General features: G+C 57.8%; 16 protein-coding genes. 4 read left to right on the top strand and 12 right to left on the bottom strand.

What is annotated here, in order from left to right:
• Positions 1–11: 11 nt before the first annotated feature.
• The 4 genes from O0880_RS05155 to coaD form a co-directional block, all read right to left on the bottom strand.
• Positions 12–686 carry a hypothetical protein gene (locus O0880_RS05155; protein ID WP_289885422.1) on the bottom strand — a complete coding sequence of 225 codons (675 nt, stop codon included), beginning with the start codon at positions 684–686 and terminating at the stop codon, positions 12–14.
• Positions 687–703: 17 nt separating this feature from the next.
• A complete protein-coding gene (locus O0880_RS05150; protein WP_289885420.1) occupies positions 704–1642 on the bottom strand; it encodes an RHS repeat-associated core domain-containing protein in 939 nt (312 codons plus the stop codon).
• Positions 1643–1694: 52 nt separating this feature from the next.
• On the bottom strand, positions 1695–5594 hold the full coding sequence (locus O0880_RS05145; RefSeq protein ID WP_289885417.1) for a hypothetical protein: 3900 nt from the start codon (positions 5592–5594) through the stop codon (positions 1695–1697).
• Between the two features lie 86 nt (positions 5595–5680).
• Positions 5681–6820, bottom strand: a complete 1140-nt coding sequence (gene coaD / locus O0880_RS05140; protein WP_289885415.1) for a pantetheine-phosphate adenylyltransferase — start codon at positions 6818–6820, stop codon at positions 5681–5683.
• Between the two features lie 236 nt (positions 6821–7056).
• Here coaD and O0880_RS05135 point away from each other — a divergent pair, with 236 nt between their 5' ends.
• Complete coding sequence (locus O0880_RS05135) at positions 7057–7386, top strand: hypothetical protein (RefSeq protein ID WP_289885413.1); 330 nt, start codon at positions 7057–7059, stop codon at positions 7384–7386.
• Between the two features lie 135 nt (positions 7387–7521).
• Here O0880_RS05135 and O0880_RS05130 read toward each other — a convergent pair whose 3' ends face one another.
• The 4 genes from O0880_RS05130 to O0880_RS05115 form a co-directional block, all read right to left on the bottom strand.
• Positions 7522–8859 (bottom strand): ATP-binding protein, encoded by a 1338-nt coding sequence (locus O0880_RS05130; protein WP_071322465.1) that lies wholly within the window; start codon positions 8857–8859, stop codon positions 7522–7524.
• Between the two features lie 2 nt (positions 8860–8861).
• A complete protein-coding gene (locus tag O0880_RS05125; protein ID WP_071322464.1) occupies positions 8862–9521 on the bottom strand; it encodes a response regulator transcription factor in 660 nt (219 codons plus the stop codon).
• Between the two features lie 51 nt (positions 9522–9572).
• On the bottom strand, positions 9573–11081 hold the full coding sequence (locus O0880_RS05120; protein ID WP_289885405.1) for a Do family serine endopeptidase: 1509 nt from the start codon (positions 11079–11081) through the stop codon (positions 9573–9575).
• 285 nt (positions 11082–11366) lie between these two features.
• A complete protein-coding gene (locus O0880_RS05115; protein WP_071322463.1) occupies positions 11367–11828 on the bottom strand; it encodes an Hsp20 family protein in 462 nt (153 codons plus the stop codon).
• Positions 11829–12182: 354 nt separating this feature from the next.
• Between O0880_RS05115 and O0880_RS05110 the strand changes: the two genes are divergently transcribed.
• The 3 genes from O0880_RS05110 (at position 12183) to O0880_RS05100 (ending at position 14876) form a co-directional block, all read left to right on the top strand.
• On the top strand, positions 12183–14054 hold the full coding sequence (locus tag O0880_RS05110; RefSeq protein ID WP_289885401.1) for a peptidase M61: 1872 nt from the start codon (positions 12183–12185) through the stop codon (positions 14052–14054).
• Positions 14055–14125: 71 nt separating this feature from the next.
• Positions 14126–14476: a hypothetical protein gene (locus O0880_RS05105; protein ID WP_071326266.1), complete on the top strand. Its 351-nt coding sequence runs from the start codon at positions 14126–14128 to the stop codon at positions 14474–14476.
• A gap of 133 nt (positions 14477–14609) precedes the next feature.
• A complete protein-coding gene (locus O0880_RS05100) occupies positions 14610–14876 on the top strand; it encodes a hypothetical protein (RefSeq protein WP_289885400.1) in 267 nt (88 codons plus the stop codon).
• Here the strand turns inward: O0880_RS05100 and O0880_RS05095 are convergent, their stop codons facing one another.
• The 4 genes from O0880_RS05095 to imuA all read right to left on the bottom strand — a co-directional run bounded on the left by O0880_RS05095 (position 14877) and on the right by imuA (position 18670).
• Positions 14877–15641 carry an alpha/beta hydrolase gene (locus O0880_RS05095; RefSeq protein ID WP_071322460.1) on the bottom strand — a complete coding sequence of 255 codons (765 nt, stop codon included), beginning with the start codon at positions 15639–15641 and terminating at the stop codon, positions 14877–14879. It abuts the gene before it with no gap.
• A gap of 80 nt (positions 15642–15721) precedes the next feature.
• Positions 15722–16426 carry a glutathione S-transferase N-terminal domain-containing protein gene (locus O0880_RS05090; protein WP_071322459.1) on the bottom strand — a complete coding sequence of 235 codons (705 nt, stop codon included), beginning with the start codon at positions 16424–16426 and terminating at the stop codon, positions 15722–15724.
• A gap of 116 nt (positions 16427–16542) precedes the next feature.
• Positions 16543–18030, bottom strand: coding sequence for a DNA polymerase Y family protein (locus O0880_RS05085; protein ID WP_289885397.1), 1488 nt, complete (start codon positions 18028–18030; stop codon positions 16543–16545).
• The gene (imuA, locus tag O0880_RS05080) at positions 17960–18670 is read right to left on the bottom strand and encodes a translesion DNA synthesis-associated protein ImuA (RefSeq protein ID WP_289885396.1); all 711 of its coding nucleotides are present in this window, start codon (positions 18668–18670) and stop codon (positions 17960–17962) included. The genes O0880_RS05085 and imuA overlap by 71 nt, the downstream gene beginning before the upstream one ends.
• Between the last annotated feature and the right edge of the window lie 131 nt (positions 18671–18801).

The raw sequence follows: 18801 nt of genomic DNA, 5'->3' as shown, positions 1-18801 counted from the left end.
CTGCCCCAATCTCAGCTTTTGGGTTTGCGCCAGGAAGCGATCTCTCTTTTAAAGACAGGGTCTTCAGCAAGCTCAGCCAGTACCGCCTTGGCCGCCTCGTTTTTGGATTTTTTCAACGGCGACAGCAGCAGTATCCGGCTATCGCCATGCGCGGGATCCTTGATCAGGGAAATCAGGGTAGGCATGGTTGACTCATCCACGGTAACAGACAAGGCACAAGCCAGACCTGACTTGGCGCTCAGCGGCAACTCCTTTGTATCGCCAGGCGCCACCAGTCCTTTTCCGATAGGCGTCTTGCAATACTGTTCAACCAGCACAGGCCAGGCAGGACGCGCCTCTTTCACAGCCAGCGCACGCGCCAGCTGATCCCGTGTCCTATCGGAATAAGGTAACAATAAATGTTTCAGCAATATTGGGATTGCGTTGGTGTACTTTTCTTCCGAATCGATCAATTCCCATAAGGATTCCACCTCATACCCTATGCCAGCGAGCTCTTGCAGAATTGGCTCTTGCTCGGCAAGCAGCCTGACGGCACGCTCTTTTGTTTCCAATTTTCTGGCCTCATTTATTTTTCTCAATAAAGCCAGTTCGCTATCCGTCAGTTCCACCTTATCAAAATCGTCGAGCTTCATCTTTTCCAACTGCTCTTCGGTGAGTGGCTCACGGGGTAATTTTTTCTTGTTCATATAACGTTCCTGATTATTTACTTGGCTGAGTGCAATGGAATGATATATTTTATCTCCACATGCCCTTCGCGCAGCGCTTTTTCAAGTGGCGGCGTCAGTTTGGTGCTTGGCCGCACATACAGGACAAAGTTAAGATTATTTTCCTTGGCGTATGCCGAATAGTCTCGCAATTGCTGAGTCCAAGCTTGCCTAGAGGTATTCTTCACCTCACTCAACTCCACGTTGTTCAAGCCGTCAGGCCTGCGCTTACGGCCGTTCATGTCAATCAATTTTTTGGGTGATGCACCGATTTTATAATGTGCACGAACGGCGGCCTCACCTTCCCTGCCGATTTTTCCAGCAGACTTGACAACTTTCGTCGCCTCAACTGCATGCTCTGCAGCCCTGGCAATCTTCATTGCCTGTCCGGTTCCTGGGATAGGACTCATCACTCCCACAACACTCATCGCGACATCGGCTACGGCACCACCAACCCCGACGCCGGTATACATTGCCAGACCCAGCTTTCCTATATCCCAGGCAAGGAATGCCACATCAATTGGACTATGTCCATCAGGATCGACAAATCTATAAGGATTGTTATTTCCATAAGAGTAGCGATTGAATCCATGAACATCGTCTGGATTCACCGTCTGTGGATCTATTCCGATAAACCTTCCCAGCAGAGGATCGTAATAACGTGCCCCCATATAGGACAAACCGCTGACATTATCAAAAGGCCTGCCATGAAAGCCAATCTTGTTATCAGTGCCTGCGGCCTCAATATTTATCTTGTCGCCGTATGGACGATAATTTTCCTTCCATAGCAAATTTCCCCCACTATCCGTAGCGACGAGCGGACTTCCAGATATGTCATTGTGATAATAAGTTACAGTATCAGCATGAGAATAAAATGACAGGAGAGAAGCAATGAAAATAAATGAAATTTTCAAAAAATTACACTTTAACAGCCTCATATATTATCCACAATAAATTATTATAAATTAAAAAATATCCGATATTTAAAAATCAGTCATCCATTAAAATTTGCATGATAATGGAAATCATTGATGGATCAATTGGCTTATTAAAAGGCAAACCTGTATCAGGGTCGATTCCTGGCGGCGTACTTTCGCCTACCCCATTTGCCGGATCATTCACGTCATTCGGATCGCTAGGTCCTGCTGGATTATCAGGCCGTCCAGGATTCTGGTTTGCGCTGAACGATGGACTGATACGCTGAGCAATCCGCTTATTACCCAAATAAAAATATTCCACCAGCTTGTCGCTCATTGCTGGACGAAACTCAATCAGCAATTTACCATCAGCACCGTACATTTCATAATTTTTGATGCCGCCTTTTGCGACGATACTGCGTTGACCGGATGCGTCATAGCCATACTCCAGCTTATTGGCCACATCATGACAGTTCACGCACCGTAAATTAGAATGATTGTCGAAACTATAATTCACCCCTGGTGCAGCAGTGATATTTCCATAGGCATCATAGGCATAGCTACCGTTGCGGCTGCCAGATACGCTGCTCAAACGATTATTCTGATACTGATAGGAAACATTCCAATTTCCCAGAATTTGACGAGTGATATTACCACCACCGCTATAAGAAATAGTACCAGCCCCCCAAGGACCGTCAATACCGACCAACCGGTTAATGCCGTCATAACGAAGAGTTCGGTTGTAACTGGCATCGCTTACATCGTTTATGCTGGTGAGGTTTCCACTGCCATCAAAACCATAGTTTGAATTGAGATAAATCGACCCGCCATTTTTCTCAGTTGTAAAATTACTTGGCCACAATCTCACATTTTGATCATATTTAGTGACGGTACCATTTTTGTAGCTTACTTCACGCAATTGCCCAGATGGCCAGTAACTGATCGAATTCACATATCCCGACACTTTGGTTGGTCGCCCCAAAACATCGGGAGAATAACTAACCACACGTCCCGAACGAGGATATGTCGTCGAACGCAATTGATCATTGTTAGTATAGGAATACAATGCAGAAAAAGTATTTCCATCAACGGTCAAGGAATCCACAATCAGATTTCCATTCCCATCATACTCATAAATACGATTTCCGCCAGCAGAAGTACTGGTCAGGATTTTTCCATTTTTATTATAACTATTAGTAACTGACGGTGTATCACCTGGATAAACTGAAGAAATCAGACGATTTTGTCCATCGTAGGTGTAGATGGTTCTTCCCGATGAGCCGACAGTTTTTGACGTCATATTTCCTGCAGCATCACGGCCATAGATAGTAGTACCGGTTTCAGGATTGATGACGCTGACAAGATAATTATTCGCATCATAGGTGTAGCTACGCTTCTGACCGTCCTGAGAAACCGAAGAAATCAAGCCATTCGGATTACGCTCGATAATAATATTAGCCGACACTTCGGGTGCCGTTACTTCCATTAGCAGGCCTTCTTTGTGATCGGCGTAGGAACGATACTTGTAGCTGCTCTTGTAACCTCGCTCATCGACAACATGGTTTGTGCCGGCAGCATAAGAATAACTTTCGAAAGTGCCGTCCGAATTTCCCAATCGAACAATTCTGCCTAGTTGATCGTATTGGTAACTATTTCCGGAACTTGCACCAGGATGAGAATCGAAAATCATTCGCCCCAACCCGTCATACTCAAAAGTTTTTACTACTCCACCTAAACTTATACTCGATACACGGCCGAAAGCATCATATCTGGCTTCCTCTGTCAATGGACCACGCAACACTGTCCTTGAATTGGCACCATACACCATCATCACTTTATTACGTACAGGATATGTAGTCGATGTCATACGATCCAATCCATCGTATGTATACGTAGTAGTCCGCCCCTCTCCATTGGTATCAGAGATAACATTTCCGCTATCATCGACAATCCGTGTCAGGATGATATCTTCAGGCTGGTTCTCTTTTTGTGCAACACCACGCTTGTAATTTGAATAAGTGTATAGCAATCCTCGCGGTGCAGTTTTTGTTGATACATTCCCCATCGAATCATACGTATACTTTTCGGTTACGCCATTGATTGTTTGCGACAAAACACTATAATTCGCGTCCAATTCCTTGGAAACAGTTTCAACTTCTGAAGTTGATGATTTTAGAACGCCAAGTATCCATCGATTGGTATCATTAACATACGTTATAGTCGTATCCTTTGCCCCCCCATTTGGCCCACTTTCAACGATTCTTCCAATATTCCCCATTGAATCAAAATTCGAATTTTTTCTCTGATAGCTGGCCCCATCCATCAAAATGGTTTTTTCGAGTAATTTAGGTGTTTTTGCGGGAAAATCCATCAGACCAATCCGGCCAACAACTGTATTCCCCCCTAACGCAAAGTCGCGATAATCCCAAGAGTAGGTTTCAATATAGTTATCGCCAACTTTCTTCTCCAGCAACAAACCCACTTTCCATGCGACATTATTTTCGTAGGTACCATAACCCCATACGATATCTCCCGAAGAAGCCACAATTGGCGGTGTAAAAAAATTAACTCCAATATGCTTGTATTGAGTACGCCCTTCAGGTCCATCTACGGTGGTCATATCATATTCACCCCGAACTGTTCCTGGCTTATAAGTATAATTCCATATTGCGTTATCAGAAGTACTTCTCTTCTTCACTCGCACATTCTGCAAAATAGTGCCTTCATTTGCTTCAAGAACATTTTCACCAGTCGCTTCATATGTTGAAATCCAACGTGGGAAAGCCTTGGATGCCTCATATTCGTATGATACCGTCCCACCCGTTGGCAAGGTAACGCGTTTCAATTTATCACTGGTGGCTCTTTTCGTGGGTATGCCGAGCGGTTGACCAACTTCATTTGCCGCAATAAACTGAACATTATCCCAGTAATCAAATAACCATTTATCTCCATCCGGCCGTATGACTTCAGTCAGCAAGCTATATATCTGGCTGGGGGGATTGACAACCCCTGTTGGAGTACTTTGCGTCGCGGTATTTTTATATTTATAGGTCCATACTGCGCCATCCGATCGCACTATCGTACTCAGCCTGGCGGTTCGGCCTGGAGCATAAATTGATGTGCCCGCCACACCACTTTCATAATTCAACCTCAGTACCTGACTATCGCTCGATGTAATCACAGCAGGCAGCTTAGATGCAGTAAGAACATACGATGTTCCAAAAACTTTTGGATCTTTGGCATCCAGATATTCAATTGCAAACCAATTTCCAAATTTATCAGTAATCTTGCTTGCCTGAACTAACAAACTTAACGCGGGACGATTGTCATCGTTATAGTTTTGATTAGCCATATGAACTGCCGACGTAATCAAATGGGTTTTTACATCCATTCTATAAGAAGTACCGTCTGGTGAATGCAAAACATGGATACCACTTTGATCGCAGGTCAACTTCCAATTCGATGCACTTACTATCGCATATGTACTATCAAAATGATGCAATGACTCGAGTTTACCATCGACATGTTCCAGCAAATAATCAACCCCGAGAGTATCAGTTTTTTTTGTACATACCTGATCAAATTTTTCAATCGGATCCAATGGCCCCCATTCTATCGGCCGCAAATTCATCAATAACTTTGGTGCCACATTGACGGACCACCCCCAACCGAAGCCGACAAATGTTGCAGACTTTTGATAGTTTTCATCATTTCCACTAAAAAAAATACGTGAAACATCATAATTCCTAAAAACACCCAGATCAAACCCGCCACTATTTCTTAAAACAAGTTCTTTTTGACTTATACGCAAGTTTCCAGAATATGGATCGACACTATCAAAAGATCCATAATTTTCATGCATGCGCAAATCCGCCTGCTCCCCATATGGATCTTTTTCAATTTTTAAATTTTGCGCGAACAGAAAATTCGGACAAACTAAAAACAAAATAAGCAATTTTATTTTTTTAGACATATTCTCTCTTATAAGAAAAAATTAATTCACAAATATAAAAATTTATTTCACTCAACCAAAATCATGCCCCTCAGCCACATGCAAATTTACAATCTGGCAATTTCATTGCTCATATTTTCAATGGCGCGCCCGTTGTACTGATCCGCAAAATATGCATCGCCAAACAGCTTCCCCGCCTGCGCCTTGCCACATAAATGCTGCAGGGCCAAGCTCCGTTGCTGCTTGAAGCGCACGGGGTCGACGTGCGCGTATTCGCGGCCGATCGCTTGCGTGTAGGCTTGATAGACTTCGTCGTCCTGCCCCAGGATGGCCAGGTCGGCGCTGAGCATGACATCCTTTAACGCATGCGTAATCGAGGAAGCCTGGAAGTGGTCGGTGGCGCGGATCAGTTGCGCGACATCAGCGTTGTCGCCCGCATCGAGGCCGCTGCCCAGCCACAGCTGGGCGCTCGCCTCTTCGCTCGAATACAGCGCATCTTCATCGTGGCTGTAGACGGCGTCGTGGAACCAGAATGCCTTCTTCAGCAGCGCGCTATCGCGCTTGGCTGCGTAGGTGTTGTCGGCCCAGACACGGATCTCGGACAAGCCGTGCACCAGGTGATCGAGGTTGTGATAGTGGCGGTCCACGCCGCCATACGCCTGCGGTCCCGTCAGGTGTGCGAACCAGTGGTCAAACAGGACGATCTCGGCCTCGGCTACGCTGGAGTAATTCCACAGCGCTTCCCATTCCTTGCGCAGGCAGTCGAGGATCCACGCCTGGTAGGCGGGGCCGGGAACGAATTTTTTCATGGTCCAGTTCCAGCCGACGGGGCCTTCCAGTGCCTTGACGAAGCTGGAGCTGACGGAACCGAGGTCGCGCGGCGGCATCACGAAAATGGTCTTGGCGCCCTGCAACACGTCCACATTCGTTTGCTGGATCAGGTTTTCATAGTCGAAATCGGCTGTCGTGCGAATGCCGCGTATCAGATAGTCGCAGCCGTGCTTTTTCGCCGCGCGCGCCGTGTAATCCCCTTTGACGATGACCACCTGTACATTCTCCCAGCCGCACTCGCGCGCGCTCTGCTCGATGATGCGCTTGCGGTCCTCGGCGGGAAATTGCGGTTTCTTGGCGGGGTTTTGCGACAGGAAGACGATCACCTCGTCGGCGAGCGAACGCGCCTCGCCGATCACCCACATATGGCCGTTGGTAATGGGGTCGAGGGTTCCTGAAAATCCGATTTTCTTCATGCTGTGCTCCATGACCTAATACATTGAATATCTTGCTTATTGCGCAAACAATATAGATATGGCAAGGATACGTCAATGCACATGGCGCAAAAAAATCAAACCCCGATCAACTTCTGCAAAATCATATCGAGCATAAATCCATCACCGTGCAGCAGCTGTAAAAATAACGCCGAACGCTTGCTCAATATCTCCAATACAATTTAGAATATTTTTTTAGTCAACAATACAAGGAAATCATGCATAAGTTCATCTCCATATTCGCCTTGCTATTCGCCACGCAATCGAATATCGCCTATGCGGGGGAACAAAACGGAAAAGTCCTGAACCTGATCGTTCGGTCCAGCGATGGCATGATCTATTTTGAGATGGAAAATAAGGCCACGGGAAAACCCGCCTGCGCGACCCATTCCTACTGGATCATTGCCGATGAAAAATCGACCACGGGAAAACAGCAAATGGCGATGCTGCTGGCTGCCCGGGTAAGCGGCCAGGTTATCAGCGTGTATGGCACTAATACGTGTACGCGCTGGTCCGATGGCGAAGATGTCTCCGGCATCATATTCTGACGGTACACAGAATATATATCCGGAATCCGGCATTGAAATAAAAAAGCCTGGAATATCTCATTCCAGGCTTTTTTATTTCAATGTCGCCAGCTTTGCCAGCACCGTTTTCCGGTAATACGGCCGCCTACGATGAAATCACGTTTTCACTGGCCGAAGCGGAAACTCCACGCGCACGCACAGGCCGCCCAGGCGTTCGGACTTGTCCAGCACCAGGCGCGCGCCGTGGCGTTCGGCGATGGCCTTGATGATGGCCAGCCCCAGGCCGCTGCCATTGGCGTCCGTGCCCGGCACGCGGTAGAAGCGGCTGAAGACGCGCTCGCGCTCCTCGGGCGGGATGCCGGGGCCGCTGTCTTCCACCGACAGGGTCACGCCGACGGGACTGGCACGCAAGTCGATGTCGACCGTGCCACCCTGCGGCGTGTATTTGATGGCGTTGTCGACCAGGTTGCGCAGCATGATGTTGAGGGCGTCGGCCTGGCCGGCCACCTTGGCCGGGTCCATGTGGTGCAGGCCCAGGTCGATCTTGCGCGCCTGCGCGATGCCCGCCATGTCGCCCAGCGCCCGCTTGACGACGTCGTTCAAGTCCACCGCCTGCAGCTGGTCGCCGCTGGCGGCGCTCGCTTCCTGGCGCGCCAGCACCAGCAGCTGTTCGACCAGGCGCGTGGCCCGCTCGATGCCGGCGCTCACGCGGGAAATCGCCAGGCTGCGCTTGTCCGCCGATTCGGCCCGCTCCAGGCTCAATACCTGCAGTTTCAGGGCCGCCAGCGGCGTGCGCAATTCATGCGCGGCGTCGGCGACGAAATGCTGCTGCGCGTCGAACGCCGTCTTCACGCGCCCGAACAGCAGGTTCAGTTCATGCACGAGGGGGCGCACTTCATCGGGCAAGCCCGCTTCCGAGACGGGCGACAAGTCGTCCGCCTGGCGCGCCGCCACCTGCTTGCGCACGCGCGAGACGGGCGCCAGCGAACCGCTGACGACCCACCACACGACCAGCATCAAAATCGGCGCCATCAGCGCGATGGGGCCGACCGTGCGCAGCGCCAGGCTGCCGGCCATGCGCTTGCGCACGGCCATGTCCTGGGCGATCTGCACGGTCTGGGAACTGGTCTGCACGGAAAAGATGCGGTAGGTGGTGCCGTTGGCCTTCACGTTGGAAAAGCCCAGCACGGCGCGCTGCGGCAGTTCCGCGCGCGTGATCGAACGGAACACCTGCACGCCATCCGGCGTCCATACCTGCACCACCATGTCGTTGTTGACGGGATCGGCCGGCAAGGCTTGCGCATGGTTGGCCAGCGGCGCGCCGGAGCGCAGCGACAGGGCCATCTGCTGCATGTGGTAATCGAAGATCTGGTCGGCGTCGTACAGGGCGCTGCGGTAGGCGATCGACGCCTGCGCCAGGGCCGCCATGATGATGGCCGCCAGCAAAAACCACAGCAGACGGCCGCGCAGCGAGTGCGTCACCGTGACCTTCATCCTCATGCCTTCGGCACCATGTAGCCGAGGCCGCGCACGTTCTGGATCAGGTCGCTGCCCAGCTTCTTGCGCAAGCCGTGGATATACACTTCCACGGCATTGCTGTTGACTTCATCCTTCCAACTGTACAGCTTTTCTTCCAGCTGCGCGCGCGACAGCACGATGCCGGGGCGCGCGATCAGCGCTTCGAGCACGGCCCACTCGCGCGCCGACAGGTTGACGGGATGGCCATCGGCGATCACTTCGCGCGTCAGCGGATTGATGGACACGCCCTGGTGCTCGAAGATCGGTTCCGGCCGTCCCGAGGCGCGCCGCAGCAAGGCGCGTATGCGCGCCAGTAACTCATCGAGGTCATACGGCTTCAACACGTAATCGTCGGCGCCCGCGTCGAGTCCCGCGATGCGCTGCTCGACGGCGTCGCGCGCCGTGGCCACGAGTACCGGCGTGTCGAGTTTGCGCAAACGCATCGAACGCAGCACGTCGAGACCATCCTTGCGCGGCAAGCCCAGGTCCAGCAGCACCAGGTCATAGGTTTGCGTTTGCAGGGCCGTATCGGCCATGTCGCCATCCTTGACCCAGTCCACCGCGTAATGCTCGGCGCGCAGCAAGTCGAGCACCACCTCGCCGATCATCGTATCGTCTTCCACCAGCAATAGCCGCATGCCCTACTCCTTCATATTCACTGTTTTATCGACCTTGCATCCTGCGCCAGATCAACCGAGGCGCACGGGAATGAAGATCTTATCGGGGCCGCGCTGTATCAGCAAGGCCACCGACTTGGCGGACTTGTCGACGACGTCGCGCACCTGCTCGACGGTATTGACGGGACGGCCATTGACCGACAATAGCACGTCGCCCGGCTGCACCCCGGCATTGGCCGCAGCGCCGCCCGCGTCTTCCACCAGCAGGCCGGCGCTGATGCCCGCCTCGCGTTTTTCATCCGATTGTAACGGACGCAGGGCCAGGCCCAGTTTCACCTTGCCGGCGGCGCTATCGCTCTTCGCCACTTCGGCCACCTTGTCGGCCGCATTGCCCAGCGTGGCCGTCAGGCTGACGATCTTGCCGTCGCGCCAGACATCCATGTTGATCTTGTCGCCAGGCAAGGAAGTGCCCACCAGCGCCGGCAAGTCGGCCGAAGCAACGATGCGCTGACCATTTACCTTGCGCACCACGTCGCCCGACTTCAGGCCCGCCTTGTCGGCCGGGCTGCCGCGCTCCACGTTGGCGACCAGCGCGCCTTCCGGCGTGGCCAGCTTGAACGAGTCGGCAAAGCCCTGGTTGACTTCCTGCACCGTCACGCCCAGCTTGGCGTGGCTGGCCTTGCCCGTGGCGACGATCTGGTCCTTGATGCGGCTGGCCAGGTCGATCGGGATGGCGAACGACAGGCCCTGGAAGCCGCCCGTCTGGCTGTAGATCTGCGAATTGATGCCGACCACTTCGCCGCGCGTGTTGAACAGCGGACCGCCCGAGTTGCCAGGGTTCACCGCGACGTCGGTCTGGATGAAGGGCACATTGCTGTCGTCAGGCAGGGAACGGCCCTTGGCGCTGACCACGCCGGCCGTCACCGTGCTGTCGAAACCATACGGCGAACCGATGGCCAGCACCCATTCGCCCACTTTCAAGTCGCTCGAATGGCCGAGCGGCACGATGGGCAGGTTGTTGGCGTCGATCTTCAGCACGGCGATATCGGTCTTCGGATCCGTGCCCAGCACCTTGGCGCGGAATTCGCGGCGGTCGTTGAGCTTGACGGTCACTTCGCGCGCATCGCGCACCACGTGGGCATTCGTCATGATGATGCCGTCCGGACTGACGATGAAGCCGGAACCGAGGCCGTGCGTGGGCACGTCGCGGCCGCCGCGCTGTCCCCCTTGCGGGCCCTGGAAGCGACGGAAGAATTCGAAGAAGGGATCGTTGCCGAAGTCGTCGTTGCCAGCCTGGGCCGACGGGTCATACGCGACCTTGGTGCTGCCCGTCACGCTGATGTTCACCACGGCCGGGCTGTTGCGCGCGGCGATCTGGCTAAAGTCGGGCAAGGCCACCAGCGGCGCCACGGCGACGGGCGCGACAGCGGCAGCCACGGGGGCGGCTGCCGCCGCGGCATTCGCGCCGGCATTGTTCTGATGTACGACCATGGCGCCACCGGCGCCCAGCACACCGATCGCGGCCAGCGCGGCTACGGTGCGTTTGATCTTGAGAGATGCGTTATTCGCTTGCTGTTCCATGAATTGCTCCTCATTCAATGAGATTTTGATGTATGCAATATTGGGCCACGAGTCTTAGGCGGTGCTTAACATTTTTCCATTTGGAAACAGGCATTTGCGCCTTTAAGCATGGCTTAATCCTGCGTTCCGCATGCATGGGCAGCTGCACGGAAAAATGTCACAAAGGGGGAATGCTGTCATGGGTGCAGACGCAACACTGGCCGGATAAACCGGCCAGTATTCTACTGCATGGGAGGACGGAACCCTCCCGCCTGCTCAAGCACCCGCAGGGGCGCCTGGGTCAGCCTAGGCCGCCTGGCGCTGTTCCAGCGCGCTGACGGTGGCCGTGCTGCCGGCTTCGATCTCGATCTTGCGCGGTTTCAGCGCTTCGGGCACTTCACGCACCAGGTCGATGGTCAGCATGCCGTTTTCAAACGTGGCGCCCGTGACCTTCACATGGTTGGCCAGCTGGAAGCGCTGTTCGAAATCGCGGGCGGCGATACCGCGGTGCAAGAAGGTGCGCTCGACGCCATCTTTCTGCTTGCGGCCCGTGACGTGCAGCGAATCGCGTTCCGTGATGATGTCGATCTCTTCGCGCGAGAAGCCGGCCAATGCCATCACGATCCGGTATTTATCTTCCGACACCAGTTCGATGTTGTACGGTGGATAGCTCGGCTGCGCATCGGCGCGCTGTTCGTTGAGCAGCTGTGCCAGACGGTCGAAGCCAATGGCGGAACGATACAGAGGAGCAAGGTCAAAAGTACGCATGATTAAATATCCTTTCAGTTAAGCGATAAGTATCGCGGACCTCACCATGAGCATCCGCTTGCTACCGATATACGTCCATTCGAGCCCCTTTCAAGGCCTTGAAATCGGCGCAAAACGCCCCAGACGCCCCTAAATTTGTAAGAAATTTTTACACGATGCGCAGTAACCCCCAATACATTACGGTGACTTCTGGCTTCCATAACGGGCGCCCTGCGGTGTTGCCCACCGCTGGCAGTGCGTGCACCGCGTCGCGGCGACCGCCTTGCATGGCGTCCGGCTCTGTTTGTCACAATTTCACAAAATTTTCCCGAGGATTACTTATACTGCCCCTTTGCCACCCCAGCCCGCCGCCACATGTCCCGTTCCCTCCTGTGCTTGTCCTTGATCTTCCTCGCTGCCAGTGCGGCCCAGGCCGCCTCACCCGCGCCCATCGTCCTGCATGTGGACGCCAGCAACGTGGCGCAGCAGATTTTCAGCATCCGCGAGAGCATCCCGGCCGCGCCCGGCAAGCTGACCCTGCTCTATCCGCAATGGGTGCCGGGCAACCACGGTCCCAGCGGGCCGCTGAACCAGCTGGCCGGCCTGCGCCTGTCCGCCAACGGCCAGCCCCTGGAATGGCGGCGCGATCCCGTCAACATGTTCGCCTTCCACCTCGACGTGCCACCCGGCGCCACGGCCGTGGAAGCGCAATACCAGTTCCTCTCGCCCGTCGACGCCAGCCAGGGCCGCATCACCATGACGAGCGCCATGCTGGGCGTGCAATGGCATGCGATGACCCTGTATCCGGCCGGACGGGCCGCGCGCGACATCGTCGTGCAGCCCAGCTTGACCCTGCCTGCCGGCTGGGAATTTGCCAGCGCCCTGGAAGTGCGCGCGCGTGCGGCCACGCCGGCCAGCCAGCAAGTCGATTTCGAACCGCTGGACCTCGACACCCTGGTCGACTCGCCCGTCTTTGCCGGACGCCATTTCGAGCGCATCGACCTCGATCCGGGCGCCAAAGTCCCCGTGTACCTGAACGTGATGGCCGACAGCGCCGACAGCCTGGAAGCGACGCCGCAGCAAGTCGAGAAGCACCGCGCCATGCTGCAGCAAGCCTATAAATTGTTCGCTTCGCGCCATTACCGCCACTATGATTTTTTGCTGGCCTTGAGCGACGAGTTCGGCGGCATCGGCCGCGAGCACCTGCAATCGAGCGAAAACGGCGTCAAGCCCGGCTATTTCAGCGACTGGGACAAGAACGAGGCGGGCCGCGTGCTGCTGCCGCACGAACTCGCGCATTCGTGGAACGGCAAGTTCCGCCGTCCGGGCGGGCAGGACACGCCGGATTTCAACACGCCGCTGCAAAACAGCCTGCTGTGGGTGTATGAAGGCCAGACGCAGTACTGGGGCAATGTGCTGGCGGCCCGCTCCGGCCTGGTGGCGCCGGCCAATATGCGCGACCTGTTCGCGGCGACGGCGGCCCAGTATGACGTGATGCCCGGGCGCAGCTGGCGCGCCATGCAGGACACGACCAACGATCCCATCATCAATGGCCGCCGTCCCATCGGCTGGAGCAGCTGGCAGCGCGATGAAGATTACTACATGGAAGGGGCGCTGGTGTGGCTCGACGTCGACACCACCATCCGCGAACTGTCGGGCGAACGCCGTTCGCTCGACGATTTCGCGCGCGCCTTCTTCGGCGTGCAGGATGGCAGCACCACGCCCCTGCCCTACACCTTCGACGACGTGGTGGCGGCCCTGAACGCCGTGCAGCCGCACGACTGGGCACGTTTTCTGCGCAGCCGCCTGGACGGCCATGGCCCCGGCGCGCCGCTCGACGGCCTGGCCCGCGCCGGCTGGAAACTGGTCTACCGCGACACGCCCACGCCGTTCATGAAAGCGACGGAAGAACGCGGCAAGGGCACGGACCTGACGTATTCGCTGGGTTTGAGCGTCGACAAGGAGGGCAAGATCGGCAAGCTGCTGTGGGACGGTCCCGCCTTCCAGGCCGGCCTGTCGGGCAACACCACCTTGCTGGCCGTGAATGGCACGGCGTACACGGCCAAGCTCCTGAAGGCGGCGATCCAGGCGGCCAGGGAGGGCAAGCAGCCGATCAACTTGCTGGTCAAGAAGGGCAAGCAATTCCAGACGGTGGCGCTCGACTACCATGGCGGCCTGAAGTATCCGCAACTGGAGCGCATCGCCGGTACGCGCGACCGCCTGTCGGCCATCCTGCAGGCGCGCTGAGGTGCTCGCGGGCATGGGGATTTTGCGTGGCGCCCCCTCTGCGGGGCCGGCTTTTGGTGTATGCTGGCGGCATGAACAATGACACCGACATCCAGCTCAGCGGCCCCTTCAAGGCCACCGACGGCTCCGGCCGTGCCCACGACATCAAGGCCATCCGCATCTTCGACGAAGGCTACGGCATCATCGACGTCTACGTCGATTTTTCCGCCCCGCTCGAAGCGGGCGCCTACAAGGACAAGACCCTGGTCGGCCACATCCTGGCCCGCTTGCGCAGCCTCGGCTACGTGGGCCCCGACTTCGGCCATGGCGACCTGGGCCTGCAAGACAAGAAACTGATCGTTCTGGAAGCGCCGGAAGAATTTTCTGCCTTTGCGGCCAGCAAGGGCTGGAAAGACCTTTCCGCCGAGTTCGACGAGGACTGAGGGCCTGCAAAAGGCCCATGGCCTTGTTGCCTTGCCCTGGGCACTTTTCAGGCACCCAGCTTATCCAACCGGTTCCGCCATCTGCGCCGTATCTGCCCTGTGCCGTTACGGCGTTTTTCATGCGAAAGACTTCATGCTCCGTTTCAGCATTGCCGCCATCGCCGTCCTGTCCACCGCCCTCCTGGCCTTTTATGCGGGCGTCTTCCAGACTGCGTTTCACAGCAATATGTGCTATTCCGCCATCATCAGCGAACTGGGGCAACAGGCGCAAGCGGCGGCGGCAACACAAGATTCCGCCGCCATGGAGCGGTACGCCAGGAGGCTGCAATCCTTGCCCCTGCATGGCTATGAATCGGATTGCCATGCGATCAGCGCCGCACTGGCGCGGCCGGATGCCTGATCACTGCGGCTGCAGGTAGCGCGCGCTCCAGGCGGCGATGACATTGGCGACATACGCCGCATCATTGCGCCCCGTCAATAAATGATCGGCGTCGTCGAGCGAGACGAAGCTTTTCGGGTGTTTCGCTGCCGTAAAAATATCCATCGCGTTCGACAGGCTCACCGTCGTGTCGTTCGGCGCGTGCATCACCAGCAGGGCGCGGCGCAGGCCGGCGATGTGGTCTTTTAAACTGTGGCTGCCCGCGTCGTCGACGAATTGCTGGCGGATGCGAAACGGTCGCCCTTCCAGCTGCACCAGCGCTTCGCCCTCGGCGGCGATTTTCTCCAGGTGATCGCTGAACATGCGCGTCACGTAGGCGGGCGTGCTCGGCGCGGCCAGGGTCACCACGGCCGTTGCTTCCGGCACTTGCGCGGCGGCGGCCAGCACGGCCGCGCCGCCCAGGCTATGACCGATCAGCAATTGCGGTGCCGCGTGCCTGGCGCGCAGGAAATCAGCAGCCACCACCAGGTCGTCCACATTCGATGAAAAATTGGTGGCGGCGAACTCGCCTTCGCTGGCGCCCAGCCCCGTGAAATCGAAGCGCAGCACGGCGATGCCGTGTTCCGTCAAACCTTGCGCGATGCGCCGCGCGGCCAGCACGTCCTTGCCGCACGTGAAGCAGTGGGCGAACAGCGCATAGGCGCGGATGGCGCCATCGGGCGCGTCGAGCCGCGCCGCCAGCACATGGCCGTGCGCGCCGGGAAAATCTTGCCGGGTGGATTTCATTGTCTCAGATCAAAGCTGCCGGGCATGCCGGCCGATGGCGCATTGTAGCGCCGCCCGGCCAGCGGCGCAGGCGGCCAGAATTAATCGCGTTTGGGTATATCGAGGCCCCTGGCGACGGCGGGACGGGCAAGGAAGGCATCGAGCACGCGCTGCACGTTCGGGAAATTGTCGATGCCGACCAGCTCGCCGGCGCCATAGAAGCCCACCAGGCAGCGCACCCACGGGAAGATGGCGATGTCGGCGATCGTGTATTGCCCGCCCATGATCCAGTCGCGGCCCTGCAGGCGCTGCTCGAGCACGCCCAGCAGGCGCTTCGATTCGCCGATGTAGCGCTCGAGCGGACGCTTGTCTGCGTAATCCTTGCCGGCGAACTTGTGGAAGAAGCCCACCTGGCCGAACATGGGGCCGATACCGCCCATCTGGAACATCAGCCACTGCATGGTTTCATAGCGCAAGCCCGCGTCCTGCGGCAGGAACTGGCCCGTCTTCTCGGCCAAGTACAGCAGGATGGCGCCCGACTCGAACAGCGCCAGCGGCTTGCCATCGGGCCCCTGCGGGTCGAGGATGGCGGGAATCTTGTTGTTCGGATTGAGCGACAGGAAGGCGGGCGACAGCTGGTCGTTTTGCTCGAAACTGACCAGGTGCGGCTCGTACGCCAGGCCTAGCTCTTCCAGCAGGATCGACACCTTGATGCCGTTCGGCGTCGGCAGCGAATACAGCTGCAGGCGCTCGGGATGCTGGGCAGGCCATTTCTTGGTGATGGGAAAGTCGGAAAGCTGTGACATGGAAATCCTTTATTGATATGAAAGACGCGACGCCGGGCAGCCAGTATAGCCAAGCACGGCCATTTCAGCAGGGCAGCGCATGCGGCGGCTTGCCCTGCCTGTGCCGCGCCACCGGCTCAGCCAAACAAGCCATGCAGGAACCAGCGCGGTACGGCATCTTCGCCGCTGCCGGCGATGCGTTCGCGGTAGACCCAGTAATGGGCGTGGTCGCGTCCTTCCGCAATGAAATAATCGCGCGCCTGCGACTGCCCCCACCAGCCCGCCTCGATGCGTTCGGCCACGGAGACCATCTTCAGCGGTGAGCCATAGAATGGCCGGTGCTCGCGCATCAGCAGGGCGATGGGCTGGGCCAGCAGCCAGCCGGGACGGGGCATGCCGGACAAGCCGGGCGGCAAGTCCGGCACCGCGCTTCTTGCAATGGGCTTGGCCGGCAGCGGCAGCCACTGGTTGGCTGCCTCGGGGCGGTAATCGGCGTGCGGTGATGCCTGCAAGACATTTTCTGCGCCCAGGCGCGCCACCAGCAATTCCATCAGGCGCTGGCGCTCCTGCGGCGTGCCGCCCGGCTCGGGAAACAGGGTGGCGCTGGGCGGCGCCATCGGCTGCACTTGCAGCGCTTCCAGGGTCAGGCCGATCACGGGCGCATCCAGTACCAGCTGCGCCAGGCGCTCCTTGAGCAAGCGCAACAAGTGCTCGTCGCGCCAGACGGCCTCGCCCAGGGCCAGCTCGATGACGGTGGGCGGGCGCGCCACCCGGCCCCGCTCGTGCGCCAGCAGCAGCGCGATGCGTTCGACGGCGAATTGCCGCGCGCATAGCCAGCCCGTCATTTGCTGCAGCAGGCGGCGCGCGCCGAACAGCAGCGCGTCCGCGTGTTCCACGCGGTCGAACAACTCCAGACTGGCGCGAAACGTGGGCGGCGCTTCCAGCCAGACGAACAGTTCCGTGCCGTGTCCATGCGCATCGTCGAGCATGTCGAGCAGGGCCGCGCCACAGCGGCGCTGCAGGCCGGGCCGGGGCAACTGGCGCAACTGCCCCAGGGTGCGGCAGCCGATGCCGTCCAGCCAGTCGAGCCAGGGGCGCGCGGGCGGCAGCCAGGCGCACGGCAGGCGGTCGAGGCGGCGCACGAGGCTCTCCATGCCCAGCACCCGGCCCCGGCGCGTACCGGCGCGCGCCAGCAGCCAGGCGCCGCGCGCCGTGGGCGCGCACGATAGCTGGGCCGTGTAGCCAAGCGCACGCAAGCTGGCCGCGATCTGCCGGCACAGGGCGCGCACGCCGCCAAACAGGCGCAGGCTGGCGCCCGCGTCGACCAGCAGGGTCGCTTCCTCGCCCTGCGCCACCAGCGGCGAATATTGCAGCAGCGCCAGCGCCACCTCTTGCAGGGCCAGCGCTTCCCGTTCGGGCGAGCGTTCGTGCAGGCGCGCCTGCGGCGCCAGCATCAGCGCGCCCGCGCGGCGCATGCCGGGCCGGATGCCGGCGGCCCGCGCCAGCGGCGACACGGCCATCACTTGCTCCTGCTCCAGCACCACGCCGAGAATATCAGCCGACCAGCGCGGGCAAAACACTTCGAGCGGGAGCCGGGGCAGGCAAAGGCCGATCCAGAGTCGCATGGCGTAGCATTACAGAAGGAGGTTGCAGGGGCAGGAACAGCGGCGCATCGCGCTGCGGTCCCCGGCGCTTGATGAAGCCGATCTCGATGCCGCCGGCGGCCGGCCGCACGGACAGGCGCAACGGCGCCGGCGACGCATCCTGCGCGCCATGCAGCGGGCGCAGCATGCAGAACAGGGTATGGCCGCCTTGCGCCGCCAGGTGCAGCCGGCGCAGGCTGTCGCCGCGTACGTGCGTCTGCCAGAACAGCAGGGCGCCGCAACTGCCGCTGCGCAAGATGTTTTCCGCCGCCCACAAGGCATCCTTGCTGCCGGCGCTGCGCAGCCACAGCAGTTGCGACGGCGCCAGGCCTTGCGCGGCCAAGGCCAGCGCCTGCGGCGGATGGGGCGGCTGCAACAGCACGATGGGCAGATCACGCAACTGGGCCAGCGCGGGCGCCAGCAGGCGCAATTCGCCGCTGCCCGGCTGCTGCACCAATAAATCGATCAGGCTGCCGCAAGGCCAGCCGCCGCCGGGCAGCTGCGCGGATAGCGCGGCAAAGCCCGTGTCCAGGCAGCGCGTGGCCGCCTGTCCCAGCTGCGAGGCGCGCCACAGGGACGGGTGCAAGGCTTCCGGTGACGCCATCAATTCGGAATGTTGCATGATTTAATATGAAGAAAGAGGAAGATGAATACTGTATGCATATACAGTACTATCCAGTCCCGCTTTTGGCAAGGCTTATCTGCGCATTGCCGCTGCCAGGGCCGCTCCGCCACGTCCGAAAAAACCCGTTC

It is taken from the genome of Janthinobacterium sp. SUN118 (assembly GCF_030397695.1).
Classification (GTDB): Bacteria; Pseudomonadota; Gammaproteobacteria; order Burkholderiales; family Burkholderiaceae_D; genus Janthinobacterium.
Note: the sequence above shows the minus strand (reverse complement) of the source record. Positions and strands in the feature narration are given on the sequence as shown.

Bases quoted from the DNA above. Each gene is read 5' to 3' on its own strand.
- O0880_RS05155 (WP_289885422.1), bottom strand. From the start codon at position 686: ATGAACAAGAAAAAATTACCCCGTGAGCCACTCACCGAAGAGCAGTTG.
- O0880_RS05150 (WP_289885420.1), bottom strand. From the start codon at position 1,642: ATGAGGCTGTTAAAGTGTAATTTTTTGAAAATTTCATTTATTTTCATT.
- O0880_RS05145 (WP_289885417.1), bottom strand. From the start codon at position 5,594: ATGTCTAAAAAAATAAAATTGCTTATTTTGTTTTTAGTTTGTCCGAAT.
- coaD (WP_289885415.1), bottom strand. From the start codon at position 6,820: ATGAAGAAAATCGGATTTTCAGGAACCCTCGACCCCATTACCAACGGC.
- O0880_RS05135 (WP_289885413.1), top strand. From the start codon at position 7,057: ATGCATAAGTTCATCTCCATATTCGCCTTGCTATTCGCCACGCAATCG.
- O0880_RS05130 (WP_071322465.1), bottom strand. From the start codon at position 8,859: ATGAAGGTCACGGTGACGCACTCGCTGCGCGGCCGTCTGCTGTGGTTT.
- O0880_RS05125 (WP_071322464.1), bottom strand. From the start codon at position 9,521: ATGCGGCTATTGCTGGTGGAAGACGATACGATGATCGGCGAGGTGGTG.
- O0880_RS05120 (WP_289885405.1), bottom strand. From the start codon at position 11,081: ATGGAACAGCAAGCGAATAACGCATCTCTCAAGATCAAACGCACCGTA.
- O0880_RS05115 (WP_071322463.1), bottom strand. From the start codon at position 11,828: ATGCGTACTTTTGACCTTGCTCCTCTGTATCGTTCCGCCATTGGCTTC.
- O0880_RS05110 (WP_289885401.1), top strand. From the start codon at position 12,183: ATGTCCCGTTCCCTCCTGTGCTTGTCCTTGATCTTCCTCGCTGCCAGT.
- O0880_RS05105 (WP_071326266.1), top strand. From the start codon at position 14,126: ATGAACAATGACACCGACATCCAGCTCAGCGGCCCCTTCAAGGCCACC.
- O0880_RS05100 (WP_289885400.1), top strand. From the start codon at position 14,610: ATGCTCCGTTTCAGCATTGCCGCCATCGCCGTCCTGTCCACCGCCCTC.
- O0880_RS05095 (WP_071322460.1), bottom strand. From the start codon at position 15,641: ATGAAATCCACCCGGCAAGATTTTCCCGGCGCGCACGGCCATGTGCTG.
- O0880_RS05090 (WP_071322459.1), bottom strand. From the start codon at position 16,426: ATGTCACAGCTTTCCGACTTTCCCATCACCAAGAAATGGCCTGCCCAG.
- O0880_RS05085 (WP_289885397.1), bottom strand. From the start codon at position 18,030: ATGCGACTCTGGATCGGCCTTTGCCTGCCCCGGCTCCCGCTCGAAGTG.
- imuA (WP_289885396.1), bottom strand. From the start codon at position 18,670: ATGCAACATTCCGAATTGATGGCGTCACCGGAAGCCTTGCACCCGTCC.